Raw genomic sequence first — 24,694 nt, forward strand, 5'->3', positions numbered from 1 at the left:
ATCATCTGTGAACTTTACCTGGTTGTGCGCCGCCCAGTCGCATGGACAGCGCTGAGCGTGTCCTGGCCCGGTCGTCGAAATCGGTGACCGTGGTGCCCACGGTCTGGCCTGTCTCGTGCCCCTTGCCCGCGATGAGCACAGTTGCACTGGGGTCTGCACCGGCAATCGCCTCATCGATGGCGGCACCGCGATCGGGGACCTCGATGATCTTTTTCACACGGGCCCGCCCCGCATCCACCTCGGCGTCAATTCCCTGCCTGATGGCAGCGCGGATCGTGTCGGGATCCTCGGTGCGGGGATTGTCGTCGGTGAGAACGATCACATCGGCCTCGCGTGCCGCAGCCTGCCCCATTCCGAAGCGCTTGCCGCGGTCACGGTCGCCTCCGGCGCCGAAGACGATGATGAGTTCGTCGGAGTCGGCGTGCAGTGTCGCCAATGCCTTCGCGATCGCGTCGGGGGTGTGCGAATAGTCGACGATGGCCCGCGGCAGGATTTCCGGGTGCGATTCCTCGAGTGCCCGCGGTCCGGACACGTCGATGATCTCCATCCGTCCGGGCACCGTGGCCACGAAGCTGCGACCGATCGCGTCGATCTCAGCGGCCGGGATCCCCGACTCGATGAGCATCGAGGCCGCCAGGGCCGTATTCGTGACGTTGAAGTCGCCCGGCAGCGGTGAACGGAGGCGAATGCTCTGCCCTTCGTCGAGGTGGAGTACGAAGTCCGCTTCGCCCGGGGTGTGTTCGATGCGCCACTGGCTGCGGTCGTCGCGCCCGAGAGTGCGCACGGGCACCTGCGCTGCCGCCGCCATTCGCTCGCCCCATTCGTCTTCGATGACGATGACGGCCCTGTCGGAGAATGTGCGGGTGAACAGCTGAGCCTTCGCCTCGAAGTACTCCTCCATCGTGTTGTGGAAGTCGAGGTGGTCCTGGGACAGGTTCGTGAACCCCGCAACGCCGAAGTGCGCCCCGTCGACGCGGTGCTGGCTGAGCGCGTGGGAGGACACCTCCATCGAGCAGGTGTCGACTTCTGCCGTCCGCATCTTCGCGAACAGGGCGTGCAGTTCGGGCGCTTCCGGCGTCGTGCGCACACTGGGCACGGTGTCGCCGGCGATGAGGATGGCGACCGTGCCGATGACGGCGGTGCGGTGGCCCAGTGCCGCGAGCATCCCGTCGGCCAGATAGGTCGTCGTCGTCTTCCCGTTCGTTCCGGTGACTCCGATCAGCTCCGGCACCGAGGTGGTCCCGTAGACGGCGGCGGAGACGAACCCGAGCACGGCGCGGGGTGCTTCGACGATGAGGGCGGTGACTTTGTCGAGCAGCTGCCTGTCGGCCTCGTTCTCGCTCAGTGCTTCGGTGATGACCTGCCAGCCGGCGTCGTCGGTGAGGATGGCGTCGACTCCGCCCCGGATCAGCTCGGGGGCGAACTTCGCGCCGTGGACGTTCGCACCCGGCAGGGCCGCGTAGAGCTGACCGGGTGAGACCGCCCGCGAGTCATGCGAGACTCCGGTGACCTCTGTCTCGGGATCGCCGTGGACGGTGCCGGGTGCGACCGGCAGCAGCTGTGAAAAACGCATCATTTCCATTCTCGAGCGGGCAGGTCGGGCTTCTGCGTCGACGGTGGGATCTTGAGATGCCGCATGGCGAAGCCCGCGACGTCGGAGAAGACGGGGGCTGCGGCCTGTCCACCGTAGTAGCCGTCACGTGGCCGCTGCAAAGTCACGGAGATCGCGAGCTCGGGGTCTTCGGCGGGCAGGACGCCGACGAAGGAGGCGGTGTATCCGTCGTAGCCTCCGCCTTCGGCCGCAGGCGCCTGCGCGGTACCGGTCTTTCCGGCGACTCGGTAGCCCGAGACCTGGGCGGACTTGCCTGTGCCTTCGGCGACAACGCCTTCGAGTATCCGAAGAGTCTCGTCCGCAGCTTTCTCGCTGACGACGCGCTGCTTCTCCCCGGCCGGTGTCGGAATGGTCCGTCCCTTCGGTGAGACCATTCCGTCGACCAGGCGAGAGGGAACGTGGACTCCCCCGTTGGCGATGGTGGCGATGACGTCGGTGGTCTGGATCGCGTTCGCGGCCACACCCTGACCGAACATGACCGTGTACTTCGTACGGCCGTCCCACTCCTCGTACGGGTGCAGGATGCCCGAGGTCTCGGCGGGGAAGCCGATGCCCGAGGCGGTGCCGAAGCCGAACTTCTTCATGTACTCGTAGCGCTGAGCCTCGGTGAGTTCCTTTCCGGCGATCACAGTGCCGGTGTTCGAGGATTCGGCGAGGATTCCGGCGAAGGTGAGCTTCTCGTCGGGGTGCTCGTGGGAGTCGCGGAACTCCTCGTCGTTCGGTGCCTTCCACTTGTCCGGAACAGTGAACTCCTGCTCCGGAGTGACGAGTCCCTTGTCGAGCAGCGCCGCGGCGGTGACCATCTTCGCGGTCGAACCGGGTTCGAACATGTCGGTGAAGATACGCGAGCCGCGGTCGGGTCCGTCGACCTTGCCCGGAGAGTTCGGGTCGACCGTGGGAGCATCGGCGGCGGTGATGATGCGTCCGGTCTTGACCTCTTTGATGACGATCGACGCGGATTCGGCCTTGTGCTTCTTCCGCTGCTCCTCGATGGCCTGCTGAGCGTAGTACTGCATCGCCGGATCGATCGTCGTCTGCAGTCCCTGACCGTCGACGGCGTCCTTCATGTTGTTGTCGCCGAGCGGGATGATCTCTCCGCGCGCACCGCGTTCGTACTGCCGCTGGCCGTCCTTGCCGGACAGCTGCTCGTCATAGGCCTTCTCCAGTCCGGCCTGGGCCGTGCCGTCAGAGCTGAGGAAGCCGACGAGGTTGCCGGCGACTCCGCCGGCGGGGTACGACCGAACCGCATATTCTTCAGCAGAGATGCCGAGGACTTCGAGTTCCTTCACTTCACGCCAGGTCTCCGAGGTCAGTCCTTTGGCAACAGGGTTCCAGCGCTTGTCGCCGACGAGCTTCGGGTACAGCAGACCCGGGTCGGTGTTGAGCGGCTTGGACAGGGCTTCGGCGGCACCCCACGCCCCGACGAGTTTGCCGTCGACTTCGTACTGGGCGACGTTCTGCTGATCGACGACGAGCTGGTAGCGGGAGACGCTGTCGGCGAGCACGGTCCCATCGGAGGCCAGGATCTGTCCGCGATCGGCGGGCAGGGTCTGAGTGACGAGTCGGTTCGACAGAGCCTTCTCCGCCAGCTTCATCGAATCCATTCCCTGGATCGACACGAGGCGGACGGAGGCGATGAGGAGCGCGAGGACCGACACCGCGGCGATGAAGCCCATCCGCCACCGCAGATCGGGGCCTTCGCCCTTGCGCTTCCTCTTCAGTCGGGTCTTGGCTGAGCCCATTGCTCTGTCCTCGGTCCTTGGTGTGGTCGGCGAATGTTTCGGTCAGGCCGTTCCCTGGTCCCGGTGAGCTCGGACTACTTCGGCGCCTCCTGGCTCGGAGCCGCCACGTCCTGGCTCGGGCTGCCCCCGACGACCGGGAGCTTCTCATCCGATCGTAGATTGGGTCGGAGGTCATCACGTGTATCGGCACGCGGGCCGGGCACGACTGTGGGCTCTTTCTCACCACTGACGTCGATTCCGGGGGCGTCGATGATCTTCCCGGTCTTCGCATCGAGGAATTCCGGCGAGGAATCACGGACGAGACCGAGCTCTTCGGCGGCCAGGGAGATGTTCTGCGGGGACTCGCGGTACGAGTTGTCCTCGATGAGCCGGTCCTTCTGCTCGGCCAGGGCTTCCTTCTCACTCGTCAGCTGGTCGACCTTATAGGAGGTGTTGGCGACGAAGATGTTGAGCAGCAGCACGGCCACGAGGGTGGCCAGCAGGATCCCCAGGCACAGCATCGAGAAGGGCAGACGGGACTTGGGCAGTTCGAACTTGAGCAGCCGCAGCTTCGCCCCGCCCTGCTGACCACCGGCCTCTTCGAGCCGACGGACGCGTTCGGTGAAGTGGGGCTGACCTGCGGTCGCCTGGGAATTCCTCACGATCGTGCCTCCCTCATCTTCTGCACTGCCCGCAGTCGGACGCTCGCCGCCCGCGGATTGGTCTCTGCTTCTTTCTCGTCAGCCATTTCGGCACCCCGGATGATCTCCTTCAGCCAGGGCTGGTGCTCTTCGGGCACGACCGGCAGGTCCGGCGGCGCCGAGGAGGTCGTGGCGGCCCGGAAGGTCTTCTTCACGATCGTGTCCTCCAGCGACTGGTAGGACTCGATGACGGCCACTCCCCCGATGTGCAGGGCTTCCAGTGCTGCCGGCAGCGCGGTGCGCAGCACTCCGAGCTCGTCGTTGACCTCGATGCGCAGGGCCTGGAAGGTGCGTTTGGCGGGGTGGGACTTCTTCTTCGTCTGCGGAATCACGCGCGAGAGCATGGCCGCGAGCTGGTCCGAGGTCTCCCAGGGGGCGTCAGCCCGGTCGGTGACGATGATCTTCGCGATCCTGCCGGCCATCTTCTCCTCGCCGTATTCGCGGAGGATGCGGCGCAGCTCGGATTCGGAGTAGGTCGCCAGCACTTCTGCCGCGGTGAGTTCCTGGGTGCGGTCCATGCGCATGTCCAGGGGCGCCGGCCGGGCGTAGGAGAATCCGCGTTCGTCTTCGTCGAGCTGCAGGGAGGACACCCCGAGGTCGAGGAGGATCGCGCTGATCTCGTCGATGCCCAAGTCGTCGAGGACCTCGGGCAGCTCATCGTCGACGGCGTGGACGATATCGACTCGGTCGGCGAAGGGTGCGAGACGTTCGGTCGCGATGGCGATGGCCTGTAGATCGCGGTCGATGCCGACGAGGTGGACATCGTCGAAGGCTGTGAGCACGGCTTCGGCGTGCCCGCCCATTCCCAGAGTGCCGTCCACGACGACCGGGGTGAGCCCGGTCTCCCGTGCGGCTTCGACTCCGACGCCGATGAGTTCGACCACGCGCTCCAGGAGCACCGGTACGTGCTGAGCTGTCATTCGTGGGTCCTTCATTCGGTGGTGGTCGGGGGTGCGCTGCTGGAGCCAGAACCTTGACCGCCGTGGCCCTGCCACCGGGGAAGTGTGTCAGGACGTCCGAGCTTCGGAAACGGGGAAGTTCCCCGAAACTCGAGCACGGCGGGCAAGGATCAAACCCGAGCAGAATCAGATCACTCCGGGGATCACCTCCTCTTCGCGTTCGGCGAAGGCCTGCTGAGCGCCGACGAGGTAGTCCTCCCAGGTCGGTGCATCCCAGATCTCGACTCGGTTGCCCATGCCGATCACTGCGACTTCCCGATCAAGTGATGCGTACTGCCGCAATATGTTCGGGACCGTGATGCGTCCCTGTTTGTCCGGTTGTTCCGCAGATGCCGCTGACAGGAACACACGCTGGTAATCGCGAGCTTCCTTATTCGTCTTCGGCGCGTTCTGGATTCGCGCGTGCTCGGCTTCGAATTCCGTGGTGGGGAACAGGGTGAGGCAGTTCTCCTGGCCACGGGTCAGAACGAGTCCGGGCGACAGCTCCTCGCGGAACTTTGCGGGCAGGATGAGCCGACCTTTGTCGTCGAGCTTCTGCATATGAGTGCCCAAGAACATGTCGTCTCACCCCTTTCGAAACCCATCGGCTCCGATAGCAACCACAGTACTCCACTTCCCTCCACGGATTCCAGCTTTTTGCCCCACCGATGCCCTGAACTCATTGTTTTCCCAGGTCAGATACGTGGAGGAAAGTGGGGAAAATTTTCCAGAGGCGCGTCGTGGGAGTGTCGGACACCCGGAAATCGGGGCGTTCACGATGGGGTGGGCCGCCTCGGCGAGAGCGTGGAGAACGGCTGAGATCCGCGAGAATCCGCGGATCTCAGGCGATTCCCGCACCGAGGTGGAGGCGAGTGGGGAGGAAAGTGGAGGGTCCGCGTGGAGGGAAGTGGGGAGCAGGGTGGGGAGTGGAGTGGGGACCGCCTCGGGGAGGGAAGGGGAGTGGGGAGGGCGACAGAGTGACGAAGCTGAAAGAAACTCGTGTGGCTGGGGTGCCGGCTTTAAGGGACAATGGAGGGTATGTCGACCAGCCAAGAAGGAACACAGACCAATTCCGTGATCGGCGCCGAACACATCGAGTGGGTGCAGAATCTGACCTCGCGGGCACGCACAGCGATGAACTCGGTCCTCGAGGGCAAGGATGAGGCCGTCGGGCTCTCGCTCATCGCGCTGCTCGCCGGCGGACACGTCCTCCTCGAAGACGTCCCCGGCGTCGGCAAGACCCTGCTGGCCCGTGCCATGGGCAAGGTCGTCGACGGCTCCGTGCGCCGCATCCAGTTCACTCCGGATCTGCTGCCCACCGACGTCGTGGGCGTGAACCTGTTCAACCAGGAGACTCGTCACTTCGAGTTCCGGCAGGGCCCGGTGTTCGCGAACATCGTCATCGCCGATGAGATCAACCGTGCGTCCCCGAAGACGCAGTCGGCGATGCTCGAGTGCATGGCCGAGGGTCAGGCGACGATCGACGGGCAGACCTATCCGATGCCCACCCCGTTCATCGTCGTCGCCACTCAGAACCCGATCGATATGGAGGGCACCTACGCTCTGCCCGAGGCGCAGCGTGACCGCTTCCTCACGCGCATCTCCCTGGGGTATCCGGCGACGTCCGACGAGGTCGACCTGCTGGACAACCAGATCCAGAACGATCCCCTCGAGACCGCCGCCGCGGTGACGAACCTCGAGCAGATCACTCAGGCGCGCACGATCGTCCGCCATGTCTCCGCGAGCCGGCAGCTGCGCGAGTACATCGTGGCGATCCTCCACGCCACCCGCAACGATCAGGCGATCCTGCTCGGCAGTTCCCCGCGCGGCGGCGTCCATCTGCTGCGTGCGGCGAAGGCCCGCGCGGCCCTGTCCGGGCGCACCTTCGTCACCCCCGACGATGTGCAGGCCCTGGCCCCGTACATCCTCGCCCACCGCATCATCCCCCGCGACGGCGACGACGCGGACCTGGCAGCCGACCTCATCGGTCGGGTGCTGTCCCGCGTGCCCGTCTCGACGAACCAGTGACCGCATGCGACTGAGCACTTCGGGCATCATCTTCGTCCTTGCCGGGGCGGCCCTGATCATCACGGCCTACCGCTTCGCGCTGCCCGGCCTGCTGCCGGCCGGCCTGCTGCTGCTCGGCCTGGTCCTGCTCTCGGCGCTGCTCATCCTGTGGGGCACCCGTCGGGTGTCGATTGCGATGAGCACGAACCTCCACGAGGTGGCGCTGGCTCCCTCGGGAGACCGCTACCCGCTGGCCGCCGAGGGCAAGGAGGTCGAGGTTCAGGCGAACGTGACCAATGTCGGCCAGCTCGCGATCCCCGGCGCGACGATCGACTTCGTTCCGGCCGAGGGGTTCGGCGATTCGACCTCCGGCGATGTTCCGCCTCTGGCCCATGGGGCGTCGCAGACGGTGCTGACCTCCTTCACTCCGAACCGCCGTGGTGTCTCCGGAATCGACTCTGTCCTCATCACGGTATTCGGGCCCTTCGGCCTGGTGAAGATGAAGAAGAAGGTTCACGGGGCCTACCCCGTGGCCGTGTCCGTGCCGATTCTGCCCGCACGCATCCCGCAGGATTCGTCCATCCGGCCCGCCCGCCTCGACGACGGCGAGGTCCGCACCGGACACACCACCCGAGACTTCCACACACGGGAGTACGTCCCCGGCGACGATCTGCGGCATGTGCATTGGCCCTCGACGGCGAAGTCCGGCGAACTCATGGTCCGGCACGAAGCCGATGAGGAGACGCTCTATGCGCTCATCCTCATCGACCTCGTCGCCGATGAGGGCACCGAGGAGCCGAGCGATCTCGAGATCGAGTTCCTTCTGGCCGCCGCCACCGCGGCCGGAACGGCGTTCCTCCGGGCCGACTACGAGGTCAACGTCGTCGCTCCCGGACACCAGATCAGATTCAAAGGAGCCCGCGAGATCGACAAGCTGCGTCTGCTCTCCGCCCTCGTGCGTCCGGGCAGTGTCGAACTGCCCTCGCACGACAACCCGAATCACATCGTCATCTGCTCCGTCGGTGATCAGCGCGGGCAGGAACTCGCCTCCCACTTCTCCCGTCGCGTGCCGGTGACTCTGCGCACCCTCAGCGAGATCGACGATCTGACGATGTTCGGTCTCAGCGAGGACCTGCCGGAGTCGTGGACGACGTTCGAGTCCAAGCGATCCCGCGGCGGCACCGGTCGGAGCTCGGCCGAGCCCGGGCCGGGCACCGCCGGCGCCGGAGCCTCTGCGGCTCCGGGCAGCGCGAGCTCGACTCCGCAGGGGGTGCGCCGATGAGTCTCCATACGCCTGACACCCGTCCGCGCGGAGCCGATTTCGAGCCTCCGGCGCAGGACTATTCGGCACCGGTGTCGACGAACGACGAGCGTCCGAGCACGGGCTGGCTCGAAGCGATCGTCGTCTTCGTGGCCATGGCGCTGACCGCGGTCGCCGTGTCGGCCGTGTTCAAGGACTTCGCCTGGCTGTCGCCCGTGCTCATCTCCGTGGCCGTCGTCGTCATCGTCGGTGCCGTCTTCCGCACCGTTCCGGCGCTGCGGTCGACCGGCACCGCGGTCATCGCCCAGTGCGTGGCCGGTCTCATCACCGTGTTCGTCGTCTGTGCCGGGGATTCGCTGCTGCTCGGGTTCATCCCGACCGGTGAGGCCTTCGGCGCGGTGATCGACCTGCTCTCCGAGGGAGTCAGCGACCTCTATGCGACCGCACCTCCGGCGGCGAGCACACCGGGCTTCATCGCGATGCTCACGATCGCCTTCACCCTCATCACGATCCTCATCGACGGTCTCGTCTCGGATCTGCGGGCGCCGAAGGTCGGCGGTGTCCTGCTGCTCGTGCTGTGGATGATCCCCGTCTACTTCGCCGCTCAGGAGGTGAAGTGGTGGCATGTGGTCGCGATCCTCGCGGCATTCCTGCTGCTCATGCTCAGCCCCTATCTGCCCGCGACCCGGTGGCGCGGAGGAATGACAGCGATCCTGGCCGGAGCTCTGGCTCTGGCGATCGGCATCGGCCTGCCCCTTCTGCTGCCGCCGGTGCCGACCCTGCCGGATCGGGCGTCGAAGGGCCAGGGCGACCTGACCGTGACGAACCCGTTCCTCAACCTGCGACAGAACCTCGGCGATCGCGATGACACGACGCTGTTCCGCTATGAGACGACGGCCGAGGAATCGGATCCGATCCGGTTGACCTCGATCGATGACTTCGATGGGGAGAACTGGGCGCCGAGCCCGTTCAGCCTCGATCCCTTCGCGATCGCCGCCGACGGCATGCCGTGGCCCGAGGGGATGCCGCGGGACAAGAACTTCAACGAGGAGACGATCAACGTCGCCGTCGGCGACAACTACGACCAGCAGTACCTGCCGTCTCCGTATGCTCCGCAGCAGCCGAAGGACCTCGACCGCCGGTGGATCTTCGACGAGAAGACGCTGACGATCGTCGGCAACGGTCAGAAGACCGGCGGCCTGCAGTATTCGATGGACTATCTGTCCCCGAATCCCGCTGTCGAGGATCTGCAGTCGGCGACTCCGGTGTCCGAAAGCGACTTCGAGACCGAACTCGCAGTCCCCGATTCCCTGCCCACGAGCGTGAAGGAGACGGCGGAGCGAGTCACCGCCGATGCCGAGAATCAGTGGGAGGCCGCAGTCATGCTGCAGGCGTATTTCCGCGGCGGCGATTTCGAGTATTCGCTCGATGCTCCCGAACGCGCCAGCGGCGATGCGATCTCGGACTTCCTGGCCGATAAGCAGGGGTATTGCGTCCAGTTCTCCTCGGCCATGACGATCATGGCCCGCACGATGGGCATCCCTGCGCGCATCGGCGTCGGCTACGCCGGCGCGGATGAGGGCGAGGACGGCTACGACGTGAGCATGCAGGATTCGCATGCCTGGCCGGAGCTGTATTTCGAAGGCGCCGGTTGGGTGCGCTTCGAACCCACTCCCGGCGGTCCCGCCGGTGATCCGCCGAAGTGGACTCTCGCCAATGGTGCCGACCAGCAGGAGGAGAGCGACGAGACGGAATCGGCGAGCCCGAGCGAAGAGCCCTCCGAATCCGCGTCGCCGACCGGTGGCTCCGACGAGCCCACCGAGGAGGAGACGAGCACGGAGGCCGCAGAGCCGACCGGTTCGGATCTCGGCACGATCTTCGGCATCGCAGCGATCGTACTCGTCCTGCTGCTGCTCGCCGCGCTGCCCGCGATCTGGCGTTCGATCCTGCGATCGCGCCGGACGAAGGATCCGCACGACCTCGAAGCCGTGTGGACCGAGGTGCGTGCGCTGGCCACCGACTACGGACAGAGCCTGGATTCGAGTCGGACGCTGCGCTTCAACGAGCTCGTGCTCGCCGGCGCAGCCCCGGCGGCCGGGGCTGCCGGTGGCGCTGCCGCTGGGTCCTCGGAGGCTACGGGGGCGACCGGTGCGGATGCGGGCTCCACGGAGCCCGACATCGACCCTGACACCGGTGAGCACGCACGCAAGTCCGCCGCCGAGGTGGCCGCCGGTTCCGGTGCCGCCGGAGCGAGTGCGGGGGCTGCCGGTTCTTCGGCTTTCGATCGTTCGGACGAACGGCTGCAGCGACTGAGCAGCCCGGCCCCGTCAGGACCGACCGATTCGGGTGTTGATGACACCGCGCTGGGAGCGTTCGTCGATGCTCTCGAAGCCGATCGCTACGGAGCCACGTCCGAGTCTCTCGACGACTCCGAGGTGCGTGCGCTCGTCGACGAGGTGCGGACGGATCTGTCGGAGCGAGCGACGCCGGGCAGCCGGATCTCCGCGAAGATCTGGCCGGCCAGCCTGTTCAATCGCCCGAAATGATGGGCTGACGATATCGGTCAGAGCGCAAGCTGACGATAGGCGGTCAAAGTGCAAGAGGCGGTCCTATGTGGCCGCCTCTTCGCTGTCGCAACTCGTCCCACACCACCGCACGGTTTCCACACCGGCACGCGACGGGTTCCACGGCGCATCGCCGCTCAGTCCCGCGCTCGAGCCTGTCTCGCGTTCTCCCGGTTGAGAGTGTCCAAGGCGAGCAGTCCGCGCACGGCGGCTACGGGTCTGACAAGGGGATGTTCACCGAATCGGTAGTCTCCCCCGCGGACCAGTCGGCGTGCCAGGTCCGGTCGCATCTGCCACAGGTGGTCACGGGCTTTCTCCGCGTGATGAGAGTTCGAGACGATGCTGATCGTGGTGGCGGGGGTGAGTTCGCGGTCGATGATCGGGATCGCGTTGGCGATGTTCTCCCACGTCGTCGTGCTCTGCGTCTCAACCACTGATCGGCCGGTGAAGCCGAGTTCCTCTTGAGCGAAGCGTTCGAGGATGACCGCCTCCGGTGTGAGTCCCGTGACGGCTCCTCCGCAGAAGATGAGGAGGCTCGAACGCGCCCTCGAGTCGATCGACCGCAGACCGGCAAGGACTCGGAATCGGTTAATTCCGTTCGGCCGCTGCCCGCGGTTGGCATATCCGAGGACCACGATGATCTGGTCACTGTCCGTTGGTGTCAGACCCGTCAGGTGAGCGTTCCGAGCTCGATGACCACCGGCACCTTCATAGTCACCAAGACGTCGGTGGCTCGATCTCCAATGGGCCACCTCGGCGACGGCGAAGACGCCGGCGAGGACGACTCCGGCGGTCACGAGCACCCGTGCAACGCTCACTCGCTCCCGCGCAACGTACACGCGCCCCAGAGCAGCGGTCACGTGACCTCGAGTGGGGATTGAAAAAGGCACCCTCATATCGAGAGTGCCTTGATCGTTTCGAGCAGGATCATTCGCCGCGCTGGCGCTTCTCCCACCGGTCTTCCATCCGGCTCATGAACCCGGAGTTGCCTTTGCTGCCGGACTTCGTTCCGGAGTTCCGAGTATCGGTCTGAGTCGTGTGCGCAGGGCCCGGACGGCTGAACGCCCAGTACATTCCGGCGACCATGAGGCCGAAGCCGACGACGCCGAGGGCGATCCACCAGGTCGAGCTGGAGACGAGCGCGATCGCGAGGATCGTCGCGGCCAGTCCGGCAAGAGCGATGAGGATGCCGAGGACGAAGCGCTTCGCGGAGATTCCGGGCCCCGTGGCAGCGGCCTGGGTTTCCGAAATATTGCGTGCAAAACGAGGGTCTTCACTGCGCAGCTGCTTCTCCAGTTGATCCAACAGCTGCTGTTCGTGATCGGAGAGTGGCATCTCGAACCCCCGTTTCCCTACTCAAGTCTTTCACTCAATCATAGTCTCTGAGGCCCGAAAAAACATCTCCGGGGGTCGTCTGGAGCCGGATTCCCACGGGGTCTTCAGACTGTGCTCCCGCTCACCCGCTCTCAGGCGTCGGGGCGCTTGCGCAGAAGCGAGGCCTGCGAGATCGCTTCGCTGCCGAATCGACGTCTCACCTCGTCGAGCGCGACCTCGGCATCGCGTCCTGAATGCTCCGGTTCATCCAAGGTGGCCTGCCGCCCGGTGACGGCGAAGTCGCTGAGGCCCGCGGCCCTGACTCCGAGCAGCCGGACTCCCTGGGAACGCTGCTCGCGCAGCTTGCGCAGGGCCGGACGCAGCGCCTCGTACATCTCCCGGGCCAGATCCGTCGGAGCCGAGAGGGTCACCGACCTCGACAGTGTCGTGAAATCGCCGAGGCGGTACTTCAGTCCGAGACTCGTGGCCACCTTCCCCTCCGCACGGACCCGGTAGGCGACCTTGTCGGCCAAGCGCAGCAGTTCGTGTTCGAGGACAGAGATGTCCCAGATGTCATCGCCGAAGGTGTTCTCCGCGCTGATCGAGTGTTCCTTGGCCTGGTGGTCGAATCCGGAGGAGTCTCGGCCGTGAGCGGCCCGCCACAGCTGATGGCCGTGGGCTCCGAAGACGCGTGCGGCCCAATCCTCGTCCACAGCGGCGAGGTCGCCGATGAGTCGGATTCCGTAGCGGGAGAACCCTTCTTGGGTCTTCTCCCCCACCCCGGGCAGCGCTTCGATCGGCATCGGGTCGAGGAACTCCTGGGTTGCTGCCACGGGGACGAGCAGCTGACCGTTCGGTTTCGCCCTGGTCGAGGCGAGTTTCGCCACTACCCTGCTGACGGCGATGCCGACCGAGGCGCTCAGACCGGTCCGTTCCCGAATCTGGGCACGCAGCTGCGTGGTGATCTCCACCGGGGAGCCGAGGCGGCGCACGGCTCCGGAGACATCGATATAGGCTTCGTCGACGCTGACCTGCCGCACATCGGGGGTCACCGCGGCGACGAGGTCGAAGACTTGGCGTGAGTACGAGGAATACAGGCCATGGGACGGCGGGATCACCTCGGCGACGGGGCACAGATTCATGGCCCGCGACATCGGCATCGCCGCGTGCACTCCGAACTCGCGTGCTTCATAGCTGGCCGAGACGACGACTCCACGGCCGCTGCGCCCGCCGACGATGACGGGCCGGCCGACGAGGTGCGGACGGCTGAGCAGCTCCACGGAGACGAAGAACGAGTCCATGTCGAGGTGGAGCATAGTGGCACCGGCGTCGTCCGTGCCCAGTCGGCTCAGATCGCCTCCGGATCGTGCCAGCTGCTTCCGACTCATCTCCTGCCCCTCGCGCTCGTTCCTTTCGGCTCCGCCGAACAGTCCAGGTACTCTTGAAGCATGGTATCGCGCACCGCTGTCATGACACTGCCCATCGTTGCCGCTCTCGCGCTTGCGGGCTGCTCGGGAAACGGTGGAGACAAGGCCGAATCGACCCCTTCGGCCTCACAGGAGACCTCTGCCTCCGCATCCCCGACCGCGGTCGAGGCCGCCTCGGCAGAAGCATCGACCGAGGCCACCGGTTCGGATCCCGATACGTCGAACGCTGTGAAGGATCTGCCCGAGTACATCAAGCCGTACCCGGACTCCGAAGTGCTCTCGGCCTCAACAGTCAAGGCCCATAACGACAAGGACAAGAAGCTGCCCGAGCAGGTGAGCCTCGTCGTCCGCGCCAAGGCCGATGCCAAGGACATCTTCGCATTCTACGAGAAGGAGCTCGGCAAGGCCGACTTCGAACCCCTCGGCGAAGAGATGAAGACGAAGAGCGCCCGCGTGGTCAACTTCAAGCACAAGGACAATGACAGCGTCCTCGTCGTCACGGTCGCCGAGGATTCCGAAGACAAGGCGAATTCGATCGTGACCGTCGGCGGAAACATCGCTTCATGAACTCACATTATTCTGCGACGCCCGGCGACGTCCCCGAGCCCGCCCCGCCCGCCGCACCTGCCCCGCCCGCCCTCGTCGAGGCCCTCGATTCCCCGGAGGCCATCGCCGCCGAGGTGTCCACCCAGCTCGAGGCGTTCCTCGCCGAGAAGGCCTCTGAGTTCGAGGCGATCTCACCCGATGCGACGGCGATCGGCGAAGCCCTCATCGAGTTCACTCGCGGGGGCAAGAGGATCCGTCCCGTCCTGCTGTGGTGGGGTTTCCAGCTCGCCGGGGGTGAGGTCCGCGCCGGGACCGCAGGCGACGTCACCGTAGGTCTGGCTCAGGCAGCCGGTTCGCTCGAGCTGCTCCACGCCGCCGCGCTCATCCATGATGATGTCATCGACAATTCGAACACCCGCCGCGGTCGGCCCGCCCTGCACCGTCAGTTCGAGGCCCGCCATCAGTCCTCCGGATTCCACGGCGACGGTGCCTCATTCGGCGTCTCCGCCTCCATCGTCATCGGCGATATCTGCCTGGCGCTGAGCGAGGAGCTCTTCGAACGGTCGCAGGATGCCCTGGGCGACAGACACTCGGCCCGTGAGCTGCGTGGAATCGTGCGCCGCGATGTCATGGTCGGCCAGTACCTCGATGTGCTCGCCGAGGTCATCCCCCTCAGCGACGAGCGGATCGCCGACCGCGCGTGGGAGGTGCTCAGCTATAAGTCCGCGAAGTATTCGGTCGAGCAGCCGCTCCTCCTCGGCGCGGCCCTGGCGGGAGCGGACAGCCGGCAGCTCGAGGAGATCTCCGGCTTCGGCCTTCCCCTCGGACAGGCCTTCCAGCTGCGCGACGATGTCCTCGGCATGGCCGGCGACCCGGAAGCCACCGGCAAGCCTGCCGGAGACGACATCCGCGAGGGCAAGCGGACCGTCCTCATCGCCGAGACCGCTGCCAGGATCTCGGCCGACCAGCTCGAGGTCCTCGCCTCACGCTTGGGCGATTCGGAGCTCACCGACGCCGAGGTGGCCGAATGCGTTGACATGATCACGGACTCGGGCGGCCTCGCCGCCGTCGAATCCTTCATCGCGGACAAGCACGCCCACGCGGCGACAGTCGTCGACACGTGGGCGGAAGGTGCCGCAGGTGCAGCATCGGCGGAACGGTCGGCCGCCTCGGCGCGGGTGCGCATCGGATCGGCCGCGCAGGAACGACTCAAGGGATTCGCGACAGCCCTGAGCTACCGCTCCAGCTGAACCCGCCGATCGAAACGGCAGATCAGAACGCGAGGGCCTGCGCGCGGCGGCGCACTTCCTTCTTGTTGCCGGCGCGAAGCAGGTCGATGGGTCGGCCGGGCAGGGACTCGTCGTGGGTGAAGAGCCACACGATGGCTTCTTCGTAGTCGAACCCGGCATCGTAGAGAGTGTGCAGGGTTCCCTTGAGCGGCTTGACGACCTCGCCGTCGACGAAGAAGTCCAACGGAACCCGCAGGACCTTCGGATCACCGATCTTGATTCCGCAGATGGCGCCGTCTTCGAGCAGCCTCCGCACCTGGGAGATGCCGAGTCCGGTGAGTTCTGCGATGTCGGGCAGCGGGGCCCAGTCCTGGACGAGTTCTTCGGTATTCACGCCCTCAAGCGTAGCAATATTCGACAGAAACACCCCGCCATGCGGTGCGGAATGCTCGGGTCGGGCCCGCCTACTCGTTAGGCTGGGGACCGTAGCTTCCCCACTCGACATGAAGTCAACAGGTGACAGATGACACGACCGCGACGGCACAACCCCGTCACCGCCGCTCCTGACATCCGCGCCGCATCGAAGGTGAATTCGACCGGTCCGATCCCAGGAGCCGAACGGGTCGACCCCGAAAACGAATTCCCCACCGAGGCGGCCCCCACCACCGACTCCCCCGACGAGAACGCAACGGCCGCCTCGGCGACAACGCCGGACCCGGGCTCGCCCGCGTCCGCTGACGATATCGCGGCCGCCGACGAGAACGCGGCCGCCGACGATCGGCCCGACGACGGCGCCGATGACGCATCCGACCGTGCTTCCACTGATGACAAAACAGCGACTGCGAACACCGCGGCCGCGACCACCGGCCCGCAGTGGATCTCGGGCACCGCGAGTGCGACCGTTCCCGTCACCCACGGCGGTCGCACGTACAAGGTCAAGCAGGGCGACACCCTCTACGGTGTGGCCAGCAAGCACGGCGTCTCCGTGCCCGCACTGGCCGAGCTCAACCGCATCTCGCCGCGTCAGAATCTCCACCAGGGCCAGGTGCTGTCTCTGCCGGAGAAGAACGACCTGCCCGATGATGATCCCTCGCACGTCGTCGCCCCCGGAGAGACCCTGCAGGGGATCGCCGCGCGGCACGGAATCTCACCGGCGACTCTGCGCCAAGCCAACGCCATGGGTGATGATTCGTTCATCACGGTCGGCGAGCTCCTCCTGCTGCGCCCGTCGAAGGCGCGCCCGCGTCGCACAGCGGCCGAACCGCCGCGTGATATCCCCCGCGTCGCCGCCAGCGCCCAGGTCGAGGGCATCCGCCCCTCCGTGCTCCACGCGGCGCGGCTGAACAAATACACTCTGCTGCACCGTCGCCATCCGGCCCCGGCACAGGCGAAGCTGCTCGTCGCCTCGTTGGCTCTCGAGCTCGGTGCCGACCCAGCCCTCATGCAGGCTGTCGCCGCTCAGGAGTCCGGTTTCCAGCACACGACCGTCTCGGCCGGCAACGCGATCGGCATCATGCAGATCACTCCCCGTTCCGGCCGTTGGGCCTCCGATATCGTCGGTCGCGGACTCGATCTGCTCGACATCGAGGACAATATCGTCGCCGGCACCGTCATCCTCGGCTGGCTCGTCGAAACCGCGGAATCGGAGAATGAGGCCATCGCCGGCTACTACCAGGACCTGCGCTCGGTTCGCGCCGACGGGCTGCTGCCGGAGACGAAGGCCTTCGTCCGCGGCGTCCAGATGCAGCGTGCGCGGCTGAAGGAGGCCCTGTGAACGCCCGCCGAGATCCCCTCATCGGCACGGTGCTCAACGACCGCTACCGCATCGATGCCAAGATCGCCCGCGGCGGTATGGCCATGGTCTACCGCGGCACCGATCTGCGTCTCGATCGTGAGATCGCGATCAAGGTCATGCATGAGCACCTCATCTCCGATGACACCTTCGTCGAACGCTTCCGCCGGGAGGCGATCAACGCCGGTCGCCTCACCCACCCGAACCTCGTGGCCATCCACGATCAGGCGCGTGACGGCGACATCGTCTACCTCGTCATGGAGTACCTGCCCTCGGTGACGCTGCGCCGTGAGCTCAAGCACCGCGGCACCTTCACTCCCAGACAGGCGATCGTCGTCCTCGACGCGATCCTCGCCGCGCTCGAGGCCGTGCATTCGACAGGGATCATCCACCGTGATCTCAAGCCCGACAATGTGCTGCTGGGCACCGACGGTCAGGTCAAGCTCGCCGACTTCGGTCTGGCCCGTGCCGTGACCACGGCGACGACGACGAAGACCCTCATCGGCACCGTCGGCTATGTCGCTCCCGAGCTCGTCACCAGAGCCGGCGCCGATGCACGTACCGATCTGTACACGGTCGGCATCATGTTCTACGAGATGCTCACCGGCGCTCAGCCCTATACCGACGATGTCCCGATCCAGGTCGCCTACCGTCACGTCCACGACACGGTTCCGCCGCCGTCGGACGTCGTTGCCCGCCTCAGCCCGCGTCTGGACGCGCTCGTGCTGTGGGCGACGTCGAAGGACCCTGAGGACCGCCCTGCCGATGCCGCCGAATTCCGCCTGGCGTTGGCCGAAGCACGTGCGGAGATGAGCGAGGCCGAACTCGACCTCGGAGATCCGCAGATCGCCGCCGGCGAGCACTCCCCCGTGCTCACCGCGAGCATCGATCTCGGCGAAGTGGTCCCGAAGGAGAAGCGCTCCCGCACCGACGAGATCCCATACCTCGAGGACGAGGAAGAGGACCCCACCGACGCCGCGGCGGCCGCAGCCGAAGTCTCGGACGATGACGAGCACGGTGACGCCTCCTCAGGCGACGGCTCCGGTACGTCCGGAACCGATGGCGATGGCGAAGCCGATGATCAGTCGAAGGACGAATCGACCGGCACCGGTGCGAAGACCGGTGCCGGAGTCGCGGCTGCCGCAGCCGGAATCGGCGGAGTCACCGCTGCCGCCGTCGCGGCCGGATCAGACGACGATTCCGACGGCGAGGCATCGTCCGATCACCAGTCGAAGGATGAATCGGACGCGGACGCATCTGCCGAGAGTGACGGTTCCGACGACCGGGACGAGTCCGCGGATCATGACGTCTCGCACGCAGCGGTCGTCGGCACTGATGCCGACAACGACGATCACGATGATCGTGACGGCAAGGACAAGGCCGCGGTCGTCGCCGGCTCCGCGGCCGCCTCGGCCGGGGCATCCCCGGTCCGACGTCGCCGACGTCGCGTCCTCACCGGACTCGTCGCCGTGGTCGCCGTCCTCGCTCTCGTCGCCTGGTTCGTCGTGGCGAACCTGCCTGCTCCGACGTCCATCGTCCCCGGTGAGCTCGCCGGAAAACCCGTCGAGGAGGTCACCTCGCAATTGGAGGACAACGACCTCAAGGCCGAGCCCAAGGAAGTCTTCGACGACAAGGTGCCCGCCGGAACGGTCATCGGCACCGACCCCGTCAGCGGTGCCGAGCTCGCCCCCGAGTCATCCGTCACGGTCGTCGTGTCCAAGGGTGAGGAGAAGTTCGCGGTTCCCAAGCTCGAAGGCGTGAGCCGCGACGAGGCAGAAGCCGCTCTGAAGAAGGTCAACCTCGCGGTCGGAAAGGTCGACGAGGAGTACAGCGACACGGTCGCCGAGGACACCGTCATCTCGGCTTCGCAGAAGCCCGGGACGAAGCTGTCGAAGGGTGAGAAGATCAACCTCGTCGTCTCCAAAGGCGTCGCCCCGATCCCGGTTCCCAACGTCGAGGGCCTGACCTTCGACGCCGCCTATGCGACCTTGGCCAAGCGCGGATTCCGCGTCGGCAAGGACGAGGTGTTCTCCGATGACGTGCCCAAGGGCAAGGTCGTCTCGCAGTTCCCGAAGAGCACCGAGGCGAAGCCGGCGAACTCGCTCATCATCGTCCGCGTGTCCAAGGGCAAGGAGAAGAAGGAAGACTCCGAGAAGAAGGACGACAAGAAGGACGAGAAGAAGGACGATTCCGAGGACAAGAAGTCCGACGAGAAGAAGGACGAGGACAAGTAGGTTTCGTCTAAGTCGCGTCGGTCAGACGTCTAAGTCGAATCGGTCAGACGAACGACTCGTCGCTCATACAAATGCCGGGGGCTCCGCAGATATTCTGCGGAGCCCCCGGCATTATGCGTCGGTAGCAGCTGCTACTTCCGGCGGGTGAGGTACTCGGCGACCTGGAAGGCCATCTCCAGCGACTGGTCGTGGTTGAGGCGCGGGTCGACGAGGGTCTCGTAGCGGCGACGCAGACCTTCGTCGTCGATCTCGGTGGCTCCGCCCATGATCTCCGTGACGTCATCGCCGGTGAGTTCGATGTGGAGTCCACCGGGGATCGTTCCTGCATCCTGGTGGGCATTGAAGAACCCTTCGACCTCGGCCATGACATCTTCGAAGCGACGGGTCTTGTACCCGGTGTTCGAGGTGATCGTATTGCCGTGCATCGGGTCGCAGACCCAGGTCACGTGCGGAAGTCGGTCGCCGATTCGCGACAGGAGAGCCGGCAGCGACTCACCGATCTGTCCGGCACCCATGCGGGTGACGAAGGTCAGGCGGCCGGGCTCGGCATCCGGATCGAGCTTCTCGGCCAGGGCCAGAGCGTCGTCGGCGGTGGCCGTGGGTCCGAGCTTCACGCCGATGGGGTTGCGCACCTTCGACAGGAAGTCCACATGGGCACCGTCGATCTCGCGGGTACGCTCACCGATCCACAGGAAGTGGCCGGACACGTCGTAGGCTTCGCCGGTGCGCGAGTCGATGCGGGTCAGTGCACGTTCGTATTCGAGCAGCAGCGCCTCGTGGGCGGCGTAGAACTCGGTGGTCTTGAGAGCATCGAAGTCGGCTCCGCAGGCATCCATGAAGCGGATGGCGCGATCGATCTCGGCAGCGGTCTGTTCGTAGCGCTGGTAACCGGGGTTCGATGCGAGGAAACCGCGGTTCCAGTCGTGGACGAACCGCAGATCGGCGAAACCGCCCTGGGTGAACGCACGGATGAGGTTCAGCGTGGATGCGGAGATGTGGTACGCCTTGAGCAGACGCTCCGGATCGTGGCGGCGGGATTCCTCGGTGAACTCGTAGCCGTTGACGATGTCGCCGCGGAACGACGGCAGGGTGACTCCGTCACGGGTCTCCATATCGGCCGAACGCGGCTTCGCGAACTGACCGGCCATGCGACCGATCTTCACCACGGGCATCGATCCGCCGTAGGTGAGCACGGCCGCCATCTGCAGAACGGTCTGCACACGGGCGCGGATCTTGTCCGCCTGGGCTCCGTCGAAGGATTCGGCGCAGTCCCCTCCGGCGAGGACGAAGGCCTCTCCGCGCGAGGCGGCGGCGATCCGCTGCTTGAGCACATCGGCTTCACCGGCGAAGACCAGCGGAGGCGAATTGCGCAGATCGGTGAGCACCTCGTCGAGCGCGGCGCTGTCGAGATACGTCGGCTGCTGCTTCGGGTCCATCTCTCGCCAGTCGTCGAGACCGCGGAGATTGTCGTGGCCGGCAGCGGCGATTTCTCTGTTGGACAGAACCGGATCGGTGTGGAGACTCACTGTTTCACTTTCATGGGTTTTCGGTGCCGGTCTCGAAGTCCTCGGCCGAGACGTTGTCGAGGAAGTCTCTGAACTGGGCGACTTCCTCTTCATCGGCCTCGGGGGCTTCGATTCCGGACTCTTCAAGCAATTGTGTTTCGACGAAGACGGGGCAGTGCGCTGTCAGCGCCAGGGTCACCGCGTCCGAGGGGCGCGCGGAGATCGACTTCCCGTCATTCGTGTGCAGCTCGGCCAGGAAGATCTGACCATCCTTGCCGGTGATCGTCACGTCCTGCAGCTCGGCGCCGTACTTCTCGAGGACGTCGAGCAGCAGAGCGTGGGACATGGGACGCGGCGGGGTCAGTCCCCGCTGCGCGATCGACAGCGCATTGGCCTCGATCGCTCCGACCCAGATCGGCAGATAGTACGCGGGTTCGCTGGCCTTGAGCAGCAGAATCGGTTGGTTGGCGGGCATTTCGATGCGGACGCCGACAACCTCGACTTCAACTTTTGACATTATCCCCCGGTCAGGAGCGCGGACGCTGCTGGAAGATCATTCGGAACTTGCCGATCTGCACATCGGCTCCGTTCTGCAGTTCGATGGAGTCGATGAGCTGACGACCCACATAGGTGCCGTTGAGCGAACCCGTGTCGCGCAGCGTGAAGCCGCTGGGCGTGCGGATGAACTCGGCATGCTTGCGCGAGACGGTGACGTCGTCGAGGAAGATGTCGGCGTTCGGGCTGCGGCCCACCGTCACCACGTCGGTGTCGAGCAGGATCTGCGAACCGGAGTCCGGACCGGAGACGACGACGAGCAGAGCGTCGGCGTCCTGCAGACCTTCGAGGTCGGGCACCGGGTGGATCTCGCCGGTGTGCGGGTCGAGGATTCCCTGGAACTGCTGGCTGCCCGAATCGCTCATCGGATCCTGGCCGTCGTTCGTCGGGGCACCCTGCGGCTGGCCGTACTGAGGCTGACCGTTCTGGGGCTGGCCTGACTGAGGCTGACCGGATTGCGGCTGTCCGTACTGGCCAGGACCGGGCTGGCTGCCCTGCTGCTGGTTGGGATCGAACTGGCCGTACTGGCCGGCCCCGTTCGAACCGTACTGCTGCTGGCCGCCCTGCTGCGGATGGTTTCCGTACGGCTGGCCCTGGCTGCCCTGGGGCTGCGCAAACTGGCCGGCGCCATTGGAACCATACTGCTGCTGACCCTGGCTGCCCTGAGGCTGACCGGAATGCGGTTGACCGCTCTGCGGCTGGCCGAAGTTCTGCGGCGGATACTGATTCTGCTGAGGCTGATACTGCTGCTGGCCCTGGCCGCTCTGACCGTTTCCGGCGTAGGGCTGGTTGGCCGGTTGCGACGCACCAAAATTCTGGCCGCCCTGAGGCGTGCCGCCGTGATTCTGGCCATTGCCGTAGGGCTGGCCGCCCTGCGGGGTCCCGCCGTGATTCTGGCCGTTGCCGTACTGCGGTGCCTGTGGGGCGCCGTTGGCCGGCTGCTGTCCGTAGGGAGGGGTGTTCCCCTGGCCGTTCTGGTCGACCTGAGGGTTCATCCGAGTCGCCGACTCGTCGCCGCCGTTGCCGTTTCCGGCCCCGAACGGGAACTTCTTCGACTGCGGGACCTGTCCGTTGTCATACCAGGGCTGCGAGGGGGTCGGACGATTCTGATCGTGATTCTGCGACATTACGCCTCCTCGCTCTGAATGAGCTCTTTGTACGCCTCGCTGTCCATCAGCGATTCGAGCTGTGCGGGGTCACTGAGTTCGACGAGATACATCCACCCGTCTTCGAAAGGCGACGAGTTCACGGTCTCGGGTGAATCGTCGAGTGAATCGTTGACTTCGGTGACGGTCCCCGACACAGGTGCGATCAGGTCAGAGACGCTCTTCGTGCTCTCGACTTCGCCACAGGACTCCCCTGCGGTGACCGAATCCCCGGCTTCAGGCAGGTCGACATAGACGACGTCACCCAGCTGTTCCTGGGCGAAATCAGTGATACCCACACGGACTACTGCATTGTCATCCGTGGTCGCAACCCACTCATGGTCGCGCGAGTACCGCAAAGACACTGGATAATCCAGATCTGCCATGTCGACTCCTCTAGTTTGTCGGTGTACCAAGCATAGCGGCCTAGTCCACTTTCATAACAATCACGAAACGGAAATGTTACCGGGTCACCCTGTCAGGCATCTGCAAGTCCCGCTTCTTCGGTATCTACCTGGGATGATACCTGTTTTTCGAAGGTCACGGAACGCGGTTTTGGCAGTTGGCCCTTGATCGGTATAAGCTAGTTCTCGTTGCCCACGAGGGAGTACGGTAACGGGCTATGGCGCAGCTTGGTAGCGCGCTTCACTGGGGGTGAAGAGGTCGTGGGTTCAAATCCCGCTAGCCCGACCACCACATGTGTCGCCACTTCGCATCGACGAGGCAGCGGCACATTTTTCGTTCCCGGAACTGCTCTGCACCCTGAGCAGTCGCGAGCCCACCCATACATTGCGCAATCTCGACCCCGCTCCCGCGCCGACTCCGGCACGTGTCAGGTCCGGCGCACGTCCAAGCGGTTCGCGAAGACCATCGTCAGGATGCCGACGAGCACGAGTATGCCGAGGCCCCAGCGCAGTCCGGCTCCGGTGGCGACGACCCCGATCAGCGGGCTCGTCCCGAGGTAGCCGACCCGCATCAGCCAGTTCACAAGCGTCACTCCCCCGGCCCGGCCCACTCCGGGCAGACGGCCAGCAGCGCCGAGTGCACCGGGCACGAGCGTCGCAGACCCGAATCCGAACGCTCCCATCGAAATGAGCAGCAGGATCGGCTCCTGGGCCGTGATGGCCCCGATCCCGCCGAGAGCGATGAGTCCGCCACCGAGGCGTGCGATCCGACCGGCCCCGAACCGCGTCACGAGCACGTCCCCGCTGAACCGTCCGAGACATTGACTGCCGATGACGATGCTGAAGGCGATCCCCGCCGAGGCGGCCGGAACGTCCGCGAAATCGACCGCGGCCAGCCCTGCCCAGTTGTTCGCGACGTCTTCGACCACGGCACCGCAGATCGCCACGATCGCCAAGGGCAGCGCCGCCAAGAGAACCGCTCGCTTCGATCGCCCCGCGGCCCCGGCGCCGCCACGGCTCGCGCGCTCAACCTCTCCGGTCAGATCAGCCGCACGGGAGTCCGATCCGGATTCCGATCCGGAGTCGGCCCCGGAATCGGACGTCGAGTCCGGATCGGAATCGGCGACCCGCCTCGGCGAGGCATATTCGCCGATGAGGCGCCGACCCACGATCGTGATGAGCACGGCTGCGGTGCCGATGATCGCCAGCCACACCCGCATGTCGGCACCTGCGCTGGCGGCCGCGGTCGCGGCGGCTCCGCTGAGCAGTCCGCCGAGGCTCCACAGCGCATGCATCGATGACAGGATCGAGCGGCCGACCCGCTCCTGAACGGAGATGCCGACGACGTTCTGCGCGACGTCGACGATCGCATCGCAGCACCCCAGCAGGAGCAGGCAGATTGCCATCATCACGCCGTTGACCGACCATGCCGTCGCCGAGGCGGCCACGCCGAGCATCACCGTCCCGACGATGACGACCCGGTGCGCTCCGAACCGGGCGATGAGCGCGGCGGGCAGGGCCGAGGACAGCAGCGATCCGACTGCGAAGCAGGCGACGACGAGTCCGAACTGCCAGGAGCTCAGCTCGAGGCGGTCGACCAGCAGCGGATACCACGGCAGCAGCGCCGCGAAGACGGCCCCGTTTCCGGTGAAGTAGAGGCCGACTCCGGCAGCGGCGCTCACACCATTGCGGCCCCGGCCGGAACCGGACCGCCCAGCCTCATCGCGCGGACTCATAGT

21 protein-coding genes and 1 tRNA gene are annotated in these 24,694 nt (G+C 65.8%); 8 read left to right on the top strand and 14 right to left on the bottom strand.

The window, feature by feature from the left end; translation table 11 throughout:
* Position 1: 1 nt before the first annotated feature.
* From GUY30_RS10040 to mraZ, 5 genes are all read right to left on the bottom strand, one after another.
* Entirely contained in the window at positions 2–1,573 is a 1,572-nt protein-coding gene (locus tag GUY30_RS10040; protein WP_228281227.1) for a UDP-N-acetylmuramoyl-L-alanyl-D-glutamate--2,6-diaminopimelate ligase, read from the bottom strand.
* Positions 1,573–3,354 carry a peptidoglycan D,D-transpeptidase FtsI family protein gene (locus GUY30_RS10045; protein WP_167196926.1) on the bottom strand — a complete coding sequence of 594 codons (1,782 nt, stop codon included), beginning with the start codon at positions 3,352–3,354 and terminating at the stop codon, positions 1,573–1,575. Before GUY30_RS10045 ends, GUY30_RS10040 begins: the two co-directional genes overlap by 1 nt.
* A gap of 74 nt (positions 3,355–3,428) precedes the next feature.
* Positions 3,429–3,995 carry a cell division protein FtsL gene (locus tag GUY30_RS10050; protein WP_167196928.1) on the bottom strand — a complete coding sequence of 189 codons (567 nt, stop codon included), beginning with the start codon at positions 3,993–3,995 and terminating at the stop codon, positions 3,429–3,431.
* Positions 3,992–4,954, bottom strand: a complete 963-nt coding sequence (gene rsmH, locus GUY30_RS10055) for a 16S rRNA (cytosine(1402)-N(4))-methyltransferase RsmH (RefSeq protein WP_167196930.1) — start codon at positions 4,952–4,954, stop codon at positions 3,992–3,994. The genes GUY30_RS10050 and rsmH overlap by 4 nt, the downstream gene beginning before the upstream one ends.
* A 165-nt stretch (positions 4,955–5,119) precedes the next feature.
* On the bottom strand, positions 5,120–5,551 hold the full coding sequence (mraZ, locus tag GUY30_RS10060; protein ID WP_025777975.1) for a division/cell wall cluster transcriptional repressor MraZ: 432 nt from the start codon (positions 5,549–5,551) through the stop codon (positions 5,120–5,122).
* A gap of 459 nt (positions 5,552–6,010) precedes the next feature.
* On the opposite strand from mraZ, the gene GUY30_RS10065 reads away from it, so the two are divergent.
* From GUY30_RS10065 to GUY30_RS10075, 3 genes are read left to right on the top strand one after another with little or no spacing between them, the layout of a single operon-like run.
* Complete coding sequence (locus GUY30_RS10065; protein ID WP_167196933.1) at positions 6,011–7,000, top strand: AAA family ATPase; 990 nt, start codon at positions 6,011–6,013, stop codon at positions 6,998–7,000.
* Positions 7,001–7,004: 4 nt separating this feature from the next.
* Positions 7,005–8,261, top strand: a complete 1,257-nt coding sequence (locus GUY30_RS10070) for a DUF58 domain-containing protein (RefSeq protein ID WP_167196936.1) — start codon at positions 7,005–7,007, stop codon at positions 8,259–8,261.
* Entirely contained in the window at positions 8,258–10,786 is a 2,529-nt protein-coding gene (locus tag GUY30_RS10075; RefSeq protein ID WP_167196938.1) for a transglutaminase TgpA family protein, read from the top strand. The genes GUY30_RS10070 and GUY30_RS10075 overlap by 4 nt, the downstream gene beginning before the upstream one ends.
* A gap of 155 nt (positions 10,787–10,941) precedes the next feature.
* Here the strand turns inward: GUY30_RS10075 and GUY30_RS10080 are convergent, their stop codons facing one another.
* From GUY30_RS10080 to dinB, 3 genes are all read right to left on the bottom strand, one after another.
* Positions 10,942–11,622: a YdcF family protein gene (locus GUY30_RS10080; RefSeq protein ID WP_228281228.1), complete on the bottom strand. Its 681-nt coding sequence runs from the start codon at positions 11,620–11,622 to the stop codon at positions 10,942–10,944.
* A 109-nt stretch (positions 11,623–11,731) separates the two neighbouring features.
* Positions 11,732–12,139: a DUF3040 domain-containing protein gene (locus GUY30_RS10085; protein WP_167196944.1), complete on the bottom strand. Its 408-nt coding sequence runs from the start codon at positions 12,137–12,139 to the stop codon at positions 11,732–11,734.
* Between the two features lie 131 nt (positions 12,140–12,270).
* Complete coding sequence (gene dinB, locus GUY30_RS10090) at positions 12,271–13,506, bottom strand: DNA polymerase IV (protein ID WP_167196947.1); 1,236 nt, start codon at positions 13,504–13,506, stop codon at positions 12,271–12,273.
* Between the two features lie 60 nt (positions 13,507–13,566).
* Between dinB and GUY30_RS10095 the strand changes: the two genes are divergently transcribed.
* A complete protein-coding gene (locus GUY30_RS10095) occupies positions 13,567–14,112 on the top strand; it encodes a hypothetical protein (protein ID WP_228281229.1) in 546 nt (181 codons plus the stop codon).
* Entirely contained in the window at positions 14,109–15,341 is a 1,233-nt protein-coding gene (locus GUY30_RS10100; RefSeq protein WP_167196950.1) for a polyprenyl synthetase family protein, read from the top strand. Before GUY30_RS10095 ends, GUY30_RS10100 begins: the two co-directional genes overlap by 4 nt.
* 22 nt (positions 15,342–15,363) lie before the next feature.
* On the opposite strand, the gene GUY30_RS10105 is transcribed toward GUY30_RS10100, so the two are convergent.
* Positions 15,364–15,714, bottom strand: coding sequence for an Rv2175c family DNA-binding protein (locus GUY30_RS10105; RefSeq protein WP_167196953.1), 351 nt, complete (start codon positions 15,712–15,714; stop codon positions 15,364–15,366).
* 129 nt (positions 15,715–15,843) lie between these two features.
* Here GUY30_RS10105 and GUY30_RS10110 point away from each other — a divergent pair, with 129 nt between their 5' ends.
* Both GUY30_RS10110 and GUY30_RS10115 read left to right on the top strand, forming a co-directional pair.
* A complete protein-coding gene (locus GUY30_RS10110) occupies positions 15,844–17,094 on the top strand; it encodes a lytic transglycosylase (protein ID WP_167196956.1) in 1,251 nt (416 codons plus the stop codon).
* A complete protein-coding gene (locus GUY30_RS10115) occupies positions 17,091–19,346 on the top strand; it encodes a protein kinase domain-containing protein (RefSeq protein ID WP_167196959.1) in 2,256 nt (751 codons plus the stop codon). Before GUY30_RS10110 ends, GUY30_RS10115 begins: the two co-directional genes overlap by 4 nt.
* Before the next feature lie 131 nt (positions 19,347–19,477).
* On the opposite strand, the gene GUY30_RS10120 is transcribed toward GUY30_RS10115, so the two are convergent.
* The 4 genes from GUY30_RS10120 to gcvH are packed head-to-tail and all read right to left on the bottom strand — an operon-like array spanning position 19,478 to position 22,937.
* Positions 19,478–20,872, bottom strand: coding sequence for a class II 3-deoxy-7-phosphoheptulonate synthase (locus GUY30_RS10120; protein ID WP_167196962.1), 1,395 nt, complete (start codon positions 20,870–20,872; stop codon positions 19,478–19,480).
* 10 nt (positions 20,873–20,882) lie between these two features.
* Positions 20,883–21,368 carry a bifunctional nuclease family protein gene (locus tag GUY30_RS10125; RefSeq protein WP_167196965.1) on the bottom strand — a complete coding sequence of 162 codons (486 nt, stop codon included), beginning with the start codon at positions 21,366–21,368 and terminating at the stop codon, positions 20,883–20,885.
* A gap of 10 nt (positions 21,369–21,378) precedes the next feature.
* Positions 21,379–22,533 (bottom strand): FHA domain-containing protein, encoded by a 1,155-nt coding sequence (locus tag GUY30_RS18195; RefSeq protein WP_167196968.1) that lies wholly within the window; start codon positions 22,531–22,533, stop codon positions 21,379–21,381.
* On the bottom strand, positions 22,533–22,937 hold the full coding sequence (gene gcvH, locus GUY30_RS10135; RefSeq protein ID WP_092012993.1) for a glycine cleavage system protein GcvH: 405 nt from the start codon (positions 22,935–22,937) through the stop codon (positions 22,533–22,535). The genes GUY30_RS18195 and gcvH overlap by 1 nt, the downstream gene beginning before the upstream one ends.
* Positions 22,938–23,167: 230 nt before the next feature.
* On the opposite strand from gcvH, the gene GUY30_RS10140 reads away from it, so the two are divergent.
* Positions 23,168–23,244 (top strand) — tRNA-Pro (locus GUY30_RS10140).
* A gap of 139 nt (positions 23,245–23,383) precedes the next feature.
* Here GUY30_RS10140 and GUY30_RS10145 read toward each other — a convergent pair.
* Positions 23,384–24,691 carry an MFS transporter gene (locus GUY30_RS10145; protein ID WP_167196971.1) on the bottom strand — a complete coding sequence of 436 codons (1,308 nt, stop codon included), beginning with the start codon at positions 24,689–24,691 and terminating at the stop codon, positions 23,384–23,386.
* Positions 24,692–24,694: the final 3 nt, after the last annotated feature.

Source organism: Brevibacterium pigmentatum (assembly GCF_011617465.1).
GTDB lineage: Bacteria > Actinomycetota > Actinomycetes > Actinomycetales > Brevibacteriaceae > Brevibacterium > Brevibacterium pigmentatum.

What these genes read in the sequence shown, in the direction of transcription:
- GUY30_RS10040 (WP_228281227.1), bottom strand. Translation starts at nt 1,573, where the DNA reads ATGCGTTTTTCACAGCTGCTGCCGGTCGCACCCGGCACCGTCCACGGC.
- GUY30_RS10045 (WP_167196926.1), bottom strand. Translation starts at nt 3,354, where the DNA reads ATGGGCTCAGCCAAGACCCGACTGAAGAGGAAGCGCAAGGGCGAAGGC.
- rsmH (WP_167196930.1), bottom strand. Translation starts at nt 4,954, where the DNA reads ATGACAGCTCAGCACGTACCGGTGCTCCTGGAGCGCGTGGTCGAACTC.
- mraZ (WP_025777975.1), bottom strand. Translation starts at nt 5,551, where the DNA reads ATGTTCTTGGGCACTCATATGCAGAAGCTCGACGACAAAGGTCGGCTC.
- GUY30_RS10065 (WP_167196933.1), top strand. Translation starts at nt 6,011, where the DNA reads ATGTCGACCAGCCAAGAAGGAACACAGACCAATTCCGTGATCGGCGCC.
- GUY30_RS10070 (WP_167196936.1), top strand. Translation starts at nt 7,005, where the DNA reads ATGCGACTGAGCACTTCGGGCATCATCTTCGTCCTTGCCGGGGCGGCC.
- GUY30_RS10075 (WP_167196938.1), top strand. Translation starts at nt 8,258, where the DNA reads ATGAGTCTCCATACGCCTGACACCCGTCCGCGCGGAGCCGATTTCGAG.
- GUY30_RS10085 (WP_167196944.1), bottom strand. Translation starts at nt 12,139, where the DNA reads ATGCCACTCTCCGATCACGAACAGCAGCTGTTGGATCAACTGGAGAAG.
- dinB (WP_167196947.1), bottom strand. Translation starts at nt 13,506, where the DNA reads ATGAGTCGGAAGCAGCTGGCACGATCCGGAGGCGATCTGAGCCGACTG.
- GUY30_RS10095 (WP_228281229.1), top strand. Translation starts at nt 13,567, where the DNA reads ATGGTATCGCGCACCGCTGTCATGACACTGCCCATCGTTGCCGCTCTC.
- GUY30_RS10100 (WP_167196950.1), top strand. Translation starts at nt 14,109, where the DNA reads ATGAACTCACATTATTCTGCGACGCCCGGCGACGTCCCCGAGCCCGCC.
- GUY30_RS10110 (WP_167196956.1), top strand. Translation starts at nt 15,844, where the DNA reads ATGACACGACCGCGACGGCACAACCCCGTCACCGCCGCTCCTGACATC.
- GUY30_RS10125 (WP_167196965.1), bottom strand. Translation starts at nt 21,368, where the DNA reads ATGTCAAAAGTTGAAGTCGAGGTTGTCGGCGTCCGCATCGAAATGCCC.
- GUY30_RS18195 (WP_167196968.1), bottom strand. Translation starts at nt 22,533, where the DNA reads ATGTCGCAGAATCACGATCAGAATCGTCCGACCCCCTCGCAGCCCTGG.
- gcvH (WP_092012993.1), bottom strand. Translation starts at nt 22,937, where the DNA reads ATGGCAGATCTGGATTATCCAGTGTCTTTGCGGTACTCGCGCGACCAT.
- GUY30_RS10145 (WP_167196971.1), bottom strand. Translation starts at nt 24,691, where the DNA reads ATGAGTCCGCGCGATGAGGCTGGGCGGTCCGGTTCCGGCCGGGGCCGC.